9 protein-coding genes are annotated in these 10,053 nt (G+C 70.5%); 7 read left to right on the forward strand and 2 right to left on the reverse strand.

Annotated elements, in window-relative coordinates; genetic code table 11:
- Positions 1-96 precede the first annotated feature (96 nt).
- Both ACGFJ7_RS08030 and ACGFJ7_RS08035 read right to left on the reverse strand, forming a co-directional pair.
- Complete coding sequence (locus tag ACGFJ7_RS08030; RefSeq protein ID WP_360244221.1) at positions 97-1,161, reverse strand: ATP-binding protein; 1,065 nt, start codon at positions 1,159-1,161, stop codon at positions 97-99.
- Positions 1,158-1,817, reverse strand: a complete 660-nt coding sequence (locus ACGFJ7_RS08035; protein WP_360244224.1) for a response regulator transcription factor — start codon at positions 1,815-1,817, stop codon at positions 1,158-1,160. Before ACGFJ7_RS08035 ends, ACGFJ7_RS08030 begins: the two co-directional genes overlap by 4 nt.
- Positions 1,818-1,904: 87 nt before the next feature.
- Between ACGFJ7_RS08035 and ACGFJ7_RS08040 the strand changes: the two genes are divergently transcribed.
- From ACGFJ7_RS08040 to ACGFJ7_RS08070, 7 genes are all read left to right on the forward strand, one after another.
- Positions 1,905-2,756 (forward strand): S1 family peptidase, encoded by an 852-nt coding sequence (locus tag ACGFJ7_RS08040; RefSeq protein WP_360244227.1) that lies wholly within the window; start codon positions 1,905-1,907, stop codon positions 2,754-2,756.
- Between the two features lie 3 nt (positions 2,757-2,759).
- Positions 2,760-3,029 (forward strand): hypothetical protein, encoded by a 270-nt coding sequence (locus ACGFJ7_RS08045; protein ID WP_360244230.1) that lies wholly within the window; start codon positions 2,760-2,762, stop codon positions 3,027-3,029.
- Positions 3,030-3,048: 19 nt separating this feature from the next.
- On the forward strand, positions 3,049-3,618 hold the full coding sequence (locus tag ACGFJ7_RS08050) for an RNA polymerase sigma factor (RefSeq protein WP_360244233.1): 570 nt from the start codon (positions 3,049-3,051) through the stop codon (positions 3,616-3,618).
- Between the two features lie 2 nt (positions 3,619-3,620).
- Positions 3,621-4,661 (forward strand): hypothetical protein, encoded by a 1,041-nt coding sequence (locus tag ACGFJ7_RS08055; protein WP_360244236.1) that lies wholly within the window; start codon positions 3,621-3,623, stop codon positions 4,659-4,661.
- Positions 4,662-5,117: 456 nt separating this feature from the next.
- On the forward strand, positions 5,118-6,812 hold the full coding sequence (locus ACGFJ7_RS08060) for a glycosyltransferase family 2 protein (protein WP_392641511.1): 1,695 nt from the start codon (positions 5,118-5,120) through the stop codon (positions 6,810-6,812).
- A complete protein-coding gene (locus ACGFJ7_RS08065) occupies positions 6,813-8,765 on the forward strand; it encodes a galactose oxidase-like domain-containing protein (protein WP_392641513.1) in 1,953 nt (650 codons plus the stop codon). It abuts the gene before it with no gap.
- Positions 8,747-9,775 carry a glycoside hydrolase family 6 protein gene (locus tag ACGFJ7_RS08070; protein ID WP_360244245.1) on the forward strand — a complete coding sequence of 343 codons (1,029 nt, stop codon included), beginning with the start codon at positions 8,747-8,749 and terminating at the stop codon, positions 9,773-9,775. The genes ACGFJ7_RS08065 and ACGFJ7_RS08070 overlap by 19 nt, the downstream gene beginning before the upstream one ends.
- Positions 9,776-10,053 lie beyond the last annotated feature (278 nt).

The following is a 10,053-nucleotide window of genomic DNA, read 5'->3' on the forward strand; positions in this document are numbered from 1 at the left end:
GGGGGTCTGCTCCGAAGATTCGGCCGAACATGGGGAAATTTCGTGGAGCCTGCCGAGTTTTTTCGTGAGCAGGCATTCAAGGTTTCAGATATGTGACTAGTTCGTCAACGGGTGCGGGAACGACACCTGAACCCGGAGGCCGTCGTGGCCGGTCGAGGAGGCGGCGATGACGCCGTCGTGGGCGCGGGTGATCGAGCGGGCGATGGACAGCCCGAGCCCGGCGCCGCCGCTGTGGTCGATGCGGGCGCCGTGCAGCCGGCGGAACGGCTCGAACAGCGCCGAGACCTCGCTCGGCGGCACGTCGTCGCCCGTGTTCGCGACGACCAGGGCGGGATCGTCCCCCACCCGTACGTCAATCGTCCCGCCCTCGCGGTTGTACTTGATCGCGTTCTGGACGAGGTTGGTGATCAGGCGCTCCAGCAGAACCCGCTCACCCTCGACCACCCGCGGGCTCAGCTCGCTGGTGATCGTCAGGCCCGCCTCGGCCGCCCGCGACCGGTGGGATTCGAGCACCTCGGCGGTGATCTCGTCGAGCCGCAGTGGGGTGCGGGCCAGCAGGCCCCGGTCGCTCTCGCTGAGCACCAGCAGGCCCTCGATCAGGCGCTCGTTGCGCTCGTTGGTCTCCAGCAGCTGGGCCGTGATCAGCGACAACTGGTCCTCGCTGAGGGTGCGGGCCATACCGACCTCGATCAGCGTCCGCTGCACGGCGAGCGGGGTGCGCAGCTCATGGGAGGCGTCCGCGGCGAAGCGCCGCTGCGCCTCGTAGCCGACGGCGATCCGGTCCATCATCTCGTCGATCGCCCGGCCGAGCCGGCCCACCTCGTCCTTCGCCTCGGGGCGCAGCCGGTAGCCGAGGTTCTGCGGGCCCACGTTCGCGATCACGGGCACGAGGTCTTTGAGCGGGGCCAGACACCACCGTACGACCGGAAAGCAGGCACCCAGAAGCGCGACCAGCACGACGCCCTCGCTGAGAATCAGCGGGGCGCTGGGGTGATGGAACAGCTGCCGGCAGACCTCCGACGGGCTGTCCGGGCTGGGCGCGACACACCAGGACGGCCCGAAGTCGTACCACAACCGCAGCAGCTGCTCGGCCAGCGCGCGGGTGAACAGGGAGGCGACGAGGACGAGCGCGCAGAGCGCGAGCACTCTACGGCGGATCATGAACCGAGTCGGTATCCCGCGCGCGGCACGGTGTGGATCACCGGCGGATCGCCCAGCTTGCGCCGCAGCGTCATCACGGTCATCCGCACGGTGTTGGTGAACGGGTCGGCGTGCTCGTCCCAGGCCTGCTCCAGCAGGTCCTCGGCGCTGACCACCCGCCCGCCGGCGCGCAGCAGGACGTGCAGCACGGCGAACTCCTTGGGCGAGAGCGACAGGATCCGCCCGTCGCGGCCGGCCGTGTGCCGGGCGACGTCCAGCACCACGCCGTCCTGTTCCAGGACAGGCGGAAGGGCGGGTCCCGTACGCCTCGACAGCGCCTGCAGCCGAGCGACCAGCTCGGCGAACGCGAACGGCTTGGTCAGGTAGTCGTCGGCGCCCAGGCCCAGCCCCTCGACCCGGTCGCGGATGCCGGCCGCGGCGGTCAGCAGCAGAACCCGGGTCGGCTGCTCCTGCTGCCCGATCCAGCGGCACACCTCGTCGCCCGTACGCCCCGGCATGTCCCGGTCGAGCACGGCCACGTCGTAGCGGTTGACGCCCAGCCGCTCGATCGCCGCCTCGCCGTCGTAGACCACGTCGACGGCCATCGCCAGCCGGCGCAACCCCTCGGCCACGGTGTCGGCCAACACCCGTTCGTCCTCCGCCACCAGCACTCGCACCGCGTCACGCTCGCATAACTCGTATAAAGGATCCATAAGGGCGCTGCTGACGCCCGCCGAACCGCCCGGTCACCACCATCGTCTCCTGTGTTGAGATTTCTTTCCGTGGTCTTCGCCGCTTTGATGATCATCTGTCCGGCTTCGCCGGCGGCGGCGATCGCGTACGGCGAAAACGCGCGGGACGGCGCCTACCCCTTCGCGGTGCTGCTGACCATGAAGGGCCTGCCCACCACCGACGGCGGCAGCCGGGACAGCTCCTGCTCGGGCGCGCTCGTCGCGGAACGCTGGGTGATCACCGCCGGGCACTGCTTCCACGACGCCGACGGCAAGCGGGTCGGCCGCCCGGTCGCCGAGAAGACCGTCGCGACGATCGGCCGCGTCCAGGTCAACGGGCGCGGCGGCCACGAGGTCGAGGTCGTCGCGGTCCGCCAGTCCGGCACCCACGACGTGGCCCTGGCCGAGCTGGCCGCCCCGGTCACCGGCATCACCCCGCTGCGCCTGGCGACGACACCGCCGGCCGCGGGCGAGACGGTCCGCCTCACCGGTTTCGGCCTGACGGCCCGAGACGGTGAGTACGTGCCGGTGTCGCGCCTGCAGACGGGCCGCTTCCGCGTCGACCACGTCGGCGACTCCCTGCTCGAGACGACCGGGATCGCCCCGCACGACGAGACGAGCCCGTGCCCGCACGACTCCGGCGGCCCGTACTTCCGCGAACGCAAGGGCGAGGACCCCGTACTGGTCGCGGTCGTCAGCTCCGGCCCCGGCTGCCCGCACAACGGCCCTGACTACAGCGCCCGCATCGACAACATCACCAGCTGGATCACCACCACGATCACCACGGACCCGGCGGGTTTCCCGCTCGGCTGGACGATCGCGGGCGCCCTGGCCGCCGCCGGCGCCGTCATCCTCTGGGCTTTGCGCCGTCGTCTACGTTCGTGACTTGTGGAGCCCGTCATCTCACTCGGTCCCGGTGACGACCTCAAGCTGGTCGTCGGCCTCGGCGTTGTCGACCTTCACGTCGGCACCCATCGCTATCGCGCCCACTACGAGGACGGCGACGGTCTCGCCGAGGCGCTGGGAACCGTCCAGGACGAGCTGACGGCGGGGCGGGCCGTCACCGACCTCAACGCCTTCCTCGAACCGCTGGTCGGCCGCAAGCCCTTCGCCGAGGTTCCGCCGTCCTGGCTGCGCCGAAAATTCATGTCACGATGAGGGCCCGCCCGGACATGGGATGAGCGTGAGCCCCGGTATCGAACACGAGGAACGTTTCCGGCGCGTCTACAGCGCGAACTTCGAGGCGCTCCTGGCGTACGCCGTGCGGCGCGTCGAGCAGCCGTCGGACGCCGCCGACGTGGTCGCCGAGACCTTCCTGGTCGCCTGGCGCCGCCAGGACGAGATGCCCACCGGCGAAGAGACGAGGCTTTGGTTGTACGGCGTGGCCCGCCGCGTCCTGTCCAACCACCACCGGGGCGGCGTCCGCCGAGCCCGCCTCGGCGACCTGCTGCGGCAGCGGCTCACCCCGGCCGCCGCGGCCGACCCGGGCACCGAGGTGCCGGAACGGCTCGCGGTGCGGGCCGCCCTGGCCCGGCTCAGCACGCTCGACCGTGAGGTGCTGACCCTGACCATCTGGGAGGGGCTGCAGCCGCGCGAGGCGGCCACCGTGCTGCAGGTGAGCCCCGAGACCGTCCGCACGCGACTCTCGAGGGCGCGGGCGAGAATGCGCGACCTTCTCGGTAACGACCGGCGCGCCGCCGGACATGTGCTCGACGTCCTGACCGCATCGACCCCCGAGGAGGCCTGAGAATGTCCGACGAACAGCTCGACCGGCTGGTTCGCGACGCCGACCCGTACCGGCGCGACACGACCGGCACCTTCGACGGGGCCGAGCACGCGCTCCTGGAGGAGATCATGTCCGAGCCCGTCCGCAAGGCGCCACGCTGGCGCGGCCTGGCCACCGCGATGGCCACCGCGGCCGCCGTCACGGGTGTCCTGGTGGCATCCGCCGTGATCCGCGACCGGCCGGAGAGCGGACAGGCCGCTCCCGCCGTGACCCAGTCGGCCGCGGTGCCGTTCCAGGCGGCATCCGCCGAGAACTTCCCCCGCCTGCTGATCGACCAGCCCGGCTGGAGGGCCACGAACGTCTACGGCTTCGCCGGCCCGGACGGCACCATCGCCTTCAAGGACGGCGACGGCCGCGGGTTCGAGATGAACTGGTACCCCGCCGAGGAGTACAGCGGCTTCTACAAAGACCGGCTCGCCGTCAGCCCGCCCGTGCCGGCGGTGGTCGACAGCTGGAAGGGTGCCCGGTTCACGTACAGCAAGAACCGCTTCGCCATCATGCTCGAACCGCGCGCGGGCGTCTTCGTCGAACTGGGCACGGCCGAGGGCGACTGGGACCTGGCCGGCTTCAACAAGGTGGTCGCCGCCATCAAGCGCGCCGACGTGGAAACCTGGCTGAAGGCCCTCCCGCCCGAGATCGTCACGCCCGGCAAGGAGGACGAGGTGGCCAGGACGATGCTGGCCGACATCCCGCTCCCGCCCGGCTTCGACACGGCGACGCTGGCCGGCTTCGGCGCCAACGACCGCTACCAGTTCGGCGCCAGGGTGACCGGCCACATCACCTGCGCCTGGATCGCCGAGTGGAAACGCGCCAGCCTGGCCGGCGACACGGCGGCCGAGAAGAAGGCCACCGACGCGCTGCGCGGCAGCCACAAGTGGAAGACCCTCCACGACATGAACGCCGAGGGCGACTACCCCGAGGCCGTCTGGGAGTACGCCGACCGCACCGTGGCCGGCGACCCCCCGACCGAGCAGGAGGTCGACCAGGGCCTCGGCTGCTCCTGATCCCCAACCCCTGACCAGGGCCGGGGGCGCATCGCCGCGGCGGCGACATCGTCGCCGCCGCGGTGTCGCCTCCGGCCCTGTTCTTCGGCTAGCCCGGAAACTGGTACCCGCCGACCGGCGACATCCCCGTCCACGGGACGCCTTCCACGGAGCCGCAGCACGGCCCTGGCCCGCTCGAACTGCCAATGGGAAGACATCGACGCATCGCCGTCGTCGGCACTGTCGGCCGGACGGGCGTCCGGCGATCGTGCTGTGGCGGTCGGTGTTCGAGTGCCGGTCCACCCACGGGACGGACGGCGGGTGGGTGGGCGCCTGAACTGCGGTTTCTGGTGCAAGACGTCGATGTTTGGCTATAACGGACAAATTGTGTGCTGATCTGCCCGAAATCTCCCTAAGACTCCCCGGACGTTGTTGGGCGCTCGGGGGAGGCTGTGGGTTTTGCAGGGTCGCGTCAAGGTGCCCGTACATCCCGCGCTCTCCGGTGAGACGGTCACGCTCGCCGGGCGGTATGACTATCCGGCGTACAGCCTGCTGGCGGGAGCGCCGGTGTCGGCGGCGGAGGCCGGTGGGCGGATTCGGATGCGGCGGCTCGCCCGGCGGCGGCCGCTGACGACGCTGGCCATCACCGTGCTGGCGTTCGCGTTTGAGACGACTTTCTTCTTCTGGCTTGTGTCGTCCATCGAGCTGCCTGATCGGGGTATGCGGCCGTGGCTGTTCGGGGCCACCCTTGTGATGATCGTGGCGACCGCCCTGATCGAGCTGTTTCGGCTGGTCAATGTGGTCACGCTGTGTTTGGCGACGTTATGGGCCCGTGATCCGCAGCCGGTGGTGCCGCCGGCCGGTCTCAAGGTGGCCTTTCTGACCACGATCGTGCCGGGCAAGGAACCGATCGAGATGGTCGAGCGGACGCTCTGGGCGGCGCGGCAGGTTCGGCACCCGGGGCCGTACGAGGTGTGGCTGCTCGACGAGGGCGATGACGACGACGTGCGGGGAATGTGCGCGCGGATCGGGGTGCGCCATTTCTCGCGGAAGGGCGTCGCGGCGTACAACACCGAATCGGGTCCGTTCAAGGCGCGCACCAAGCACGGCAACTACAACGCCTGGGTGGATCGGCACGGGGACGCGTACGACGTCTTCGTCTCGGTCGATCCGGACCATGTGCCGCTGCCCAATTTCTGTGAGCGGCTGCTCGGCTACTTCCACGACGAGGATGTGGCCTTCGTCGTCGGGCCGCAGATCTACGGCAACTACGACAACGTGGTCACCCGCTGGGCCGAGTCGCAGCAGTACCTTTTCCATTCGCTGCTCCAGCGGGCCGGCAACAAGCACGGCATCGCGATGCTCGTGGGCACCAACAACGCCGTACGCATCAAGGCCCTGAAAGCAATCGGCGGTCTGCAGGACTCGATCACCGAGGACATGGCGACCAGTCTGGCCGTGCACGCCGCCAAGAATGAGAAGACCGGCAAGCGGTGGCGGTCGGTGTACACGCCCGATGTGCTGGCGGTCGGTGAGGGGCCGTCGTCCTGGACCGACTATTTCAGCCAGCAGCACCGGTGGTCGCGCGGCACCGACGAAGTGGTGGTGACGAAGTTCGGGCGGCTCGTGTGGCGGCTCGGGTTCAAGCGCAGCGTGCACTACGGGCTGCTGATGTCGTACTACCCGCTGACCGCGCTGGCCTGGGTGCTCGGCGCGGTGAACGCCACCTGCTATCTGATTCTCGGGGCCAAGGGCGTGCAGGTGCCGCACGAGGTGTGGCTGATGCTGTACGCGGACGCCGCCCTCTTCCAGGTGGGGCTTTACGTCTTCAACCGGCGGCACAACGTCTCGCCGCACGAGGTGGCCGGGTCGTCGGGGCTGACCGGCATGATCGCGTCGACGCTGTGCGCACCGGTCTATGTGAGCTCGTATGTGGGCGCCGTGCTGCGCCGCCGGGCCGGGTTCGTCGTTACTCCCAAGGGCGATTCGACCAGCCCCGACCGGCTGAGCACCTTTCGGCACGGGCTGGTGTGGGCGGCCTTCTACGCCGTCCTGCTGGCCAGCGCGCCGATCGGACATCACGTCAACGGCGCGATGTGGCTCTGGCCGAGTTTGAACCTGGCCATTTGCCTGGCCCCCACGGCAATCTGGCTCATAACAAGGAAGCGATAAGTGAATCCCCGACCCAGACCGACCCTTACCCGGCGCCTGCTGAGCTATCTGATAACGCTGGTGGTGCTGGGGTTCGTCGTCGCGGTGAACCGGCCGATGATGGCCGCCGCGAATCAGGCCTATCGCGAGTTCACCATCAACCGGCAGTCCTACAAGGAGAAGTACGGCCACTGGTCGCGCCTGCACGTGCCGGACAGTTTCCGGGTGAACGCGATCCACGCCGCGCTGCTGCACACCGGCAAGGTGCTGATCATCGCGGGCAGCGGCAACAACCGGGAGGCGTTCGAGGCCGGCACGTTCCGGACCGTCCTGTTCGACCCGGCCACCGACCGGTTCACCGAGGTGCCGACGCCGACCGACGTGTTCTGCGCGGGACACACGTTCCTCGGCAACGGCAACGTGCTCGTGGCGGGCGGGACCAAGTCGTACGAACGCCTGGAGAAGGACATCACGCACGCCGCCGGCGTGATGAAGTTGAAGAACGAGTCGCCGAACGGCGGGCCGCGCACCTTCCGCAAGGGAACGACGCTGCTCAGCGCCGACAACACGAGATATCGGACACGCGCCGACGTGGTGCTGAATCCGGCGACGGCCATGAAGCACGGCGATCAAACCATGATCCACGCTTCCGAGGTCGAGGTCTGGGTCGACGCGGAGAAGCCCGGGGACGGGCCGATCGTCCGCAAGCCGGCTCAATACCGGGTGGAGGGGCTGACCGGCGACGACCAGCGCAACATCTACGGCCTGGCCGACAAGATCACCCGGGAGAAGCAGGAGTACGGCGGTGACAAGACCGCGTACGAATTCGACCCCACCACCGAGCGGTACGTGCGCGTCGGCGACATGGTCAAGCACCGCTGGTACCCGACCCTGACCGAGATGCCGGACGGCAACGTCCTCGCCGTCTCCGGCCTCGATGAGTTCGGCCGGCTGCTGCCCGGCGACAACGAGCGCTACCTGGTCGACCGCCGGCAGTGGGAGGCCGCCCCCGGGCTCAAGCGCCAGTTCCCCACCTACCCGGCCTTCCACATCATGGACGACGGACGGCTCTTCTACTCCGGGTCCAACTCGGGCTACGGCTCCGACAAGATCGGCCGTACGCCGGGAATCTGGGATTTGACCGATAATTCCTTCACCCCGACGCCCGGCCTGCGGAATCCCCGGATGACCGAGACCAGCTCGTCCGTGCTGTTGCCGCCGGCGCAGGAGCAGAAGGTGATGATCTTCGGCGGGGGCGCGGTCGGCGAGTCGCCGGTCTCCACCGCGCGCACCGACATCATCGACCTGAACGCGCCCCGTCCGGCCTACCGGCCCGGGCCCGACCTGCCCAAACCGGTGCGCTACCTGAACGCCGTGATCCTGCCCGACGACGGCGTCTTCACCACCGGCGGCTCGTCGGGCTACCGCGGCGGGCCGTACCGGGGCGAGGCGCGCTCCGACCTGTTCAACTCGCAGATCTACCGGCCGCGGGCGAACCGGTTCGAGAAGGCGGCCGACTCCACGGTCGGCCGCAACTACCACTCCGAGGCCATCCTGCTCCCGGACGGCCGGGTGATCACCCTGGGCAGCGACCCGCTGTACGACGAGACCGGGCGCAACCCCGGCTCGTTCGAGAAGCGCATCGAGGTCTACAGCCCGCCGTACCTGTTCAAGAAGGGCGACCGCCCGACCATCACGAGCGGTCCGCGGGAGGTCTCGCACGGCTCGGTCATCCACTTCCCGACCCCCGACGCGGGGCGCGCCGTCTCGGCCCGGCTGATCCGGCCGAGCGCGGTCACCCACGTGCTCGACGTCGACCAGCGCTCGGTGGCGCTGCCGCTGCTCCGCCGGCCGCACGGGGTCACCTTGACCTTCCCCAAGCGCGACGGCGTGATGCCGTCCGGCTGGTACATGCTGTTCCTCGTCGACGACCGGGGTGTGCCGTCGGTGGGCCGGTGGGTGAGGGTCCGGTGAAGCGCCGCTACCTCCTGCTGACGGCCGCCGCGCTGGTCGCCGCCGGCATCGCCGCTCCGGTCGCCATAAGCGCCAGCGAGAAGAAGGAGACGCCGGCGCCCCCCGAAGAGGCCTGGGACGGCCGTCTCACCGGCCAAGGACTCTACGTCGATCCCAACGGCGCCGCCGCCGATCAGGTCCGCGCGTGGGAGGCGGCCGGCCGCACGAGGGACGCCGCGATCATGCGGCGCATCGCCGACCGGCCGACGGCGACCTGGTTCGCCGACGAGTCGACCGGAAATGCGGCGCGGGCCCGGCAGCTCGTCACCGACGCCGGCCGGGCCGGCAAGCTGCCGATCCTCACGCTGTACCACATCCCGAACCGGGACTGCTCCGGTCATTCGGCGGGCGGCGCGGCCACCGCGGTCGCCTATCGCCGGTGGGTCGACGCGCTGGCCGCGGCGATCCGCGGGCATCGCTCGGTGGTGGTGCTGGAGCCCGACGCGGTCGCGCAGACCGTGCGCGGCTGCCTCGACGCCAAGGCCGCGACCGAACGGTTCGCGCTGCTCACGCACGCCGTGACGGTGCTGCGGGCCAACCCGGGCACGCTGGTCTATGTGGACGCGGGCAACCCGACGTGGATCCGCAAGCCGGCCCAGATGGCCGCCGCCCTGCGCCGGGCCGGCATCCAGCGGGCCAGCGGCTTCGCCCTCAACGTGGCCAACTTCGAACGGACCGCCGACAACGTCCGGTACGGCACGGCACTGTCCCGCCAGCTCGGCGGCACCCACTTCGTCGTCGACACCAGCCGCAACGGCAACGGCCCGGCCACGGTGGGCGCGGGCGACCGCCACTGGTGCAACCCGCCCGGCCGCAAGCTGGGCGAGGCGCCGACGACCCGCACCGGGCTCACGCTCGTCGACGCGTACCTGTGGGTGAAGAGACCGGGCGAGTCCGACGGCGCCTGCTCCCCCGGCGCCCCGCCGGCCGGACAGTGGTGGCCCGAATACGCGCTGACGCTGGCATCATGACGGCGTGACGCTGATCGACCTCGTGCCGCCGGAAGTGGTGATCGTCGAGGCCTTCGGCGACCTCCCCGGCGAAGAACCGTTCCCCGGTGAGGAACAACTGATCGCGCGGGCCACCGAGGGGCGGCGCCGCGAGTTCATCACCGGCCGTGGGGGGGCCCCCCCCGCGGGGGGGGGGGGGGGGGGGGGCCCCCCCCCCCCCCGCCCCCCCCCCCCCCCCCCCCACCCCCCCCCCCGCCGGGGCCCCCCCCCCCCCGCGCGCGGCGCCCGCGCCGGAGAGA

This window comes from Actinoplanes sp. NPDC048988, from assembly GCF_043197815.1.
Classification (GTDB): Bacteria; Actinomycetota; Actinomycetes; order Mycobacteriales; family Micromonosporaceae; genus Actinoplanes.

Excerpts from the sequence above, each read along its gene's own strand:
- ACGFJ7_RS08030 (WP_360244221.1), bottom strand. The coding sequence starts at position 1,161 with ATGATCCGCCGTAGAGTGCTCGCGCTCTGCGCGCTCGTCCTCGTCGCC.
- ACGFJ7_RS08050 (WP_360244233.1), top strand. The coding sequence starts at position 3,049 with ATGAGCGTGAGCCCCGGTATCGAACACGAGGAACGTTTCCGGCGCGTC.
- ACGFJ7_RS08055 (WP_360244236.1), top strand. The coding sequence starts at position 3,621 with ATGTCCGACGAACAGCTCGACCGGCTGGTTCGCGACGCCGACCCGTAC.